The sequence below is a fragment of the Pseudovibrio sp. W74 genome (assembly GCF_001623085.1).
In the GTDB taxonomy this organism is placed as follows: domain Bacteria; phylum Pseudomonadota; class Alphaproteobacteria; order Rhizobiales; family Stappiaceae; genus Pseudovibrio.
Window position 1 is genome coordinate 1 of record NZ_LMCJ01000045.1, and the last position, 264, is coordinate 264.

Consider the following 264-nt stretch of genomic DNA (forward strand, 5'->3'; position numbering starts at 1 on the left):
ATAAAACAGAACAAACATATCAGACAAAAAGCCCCCAATGCTTAATGCATGGGGGCTTTTTGCGTTCTAATGCATGCTAGAGCGCAGGCAGGAAAAGCAGAGTGATGAGCTCTGAGTGGTCGGCAATCACCTGGATTGCAATGCCATCTGACCGAAGAATACTCCCTGACGTTTATGATTCACCTCAAGGTCACAAGTGCTTTGGATCCCTGTGTGTTTGTTTTGTGCTTGAATGGTAGCGAGGCGGAGGTCGTTGGGTCCCAG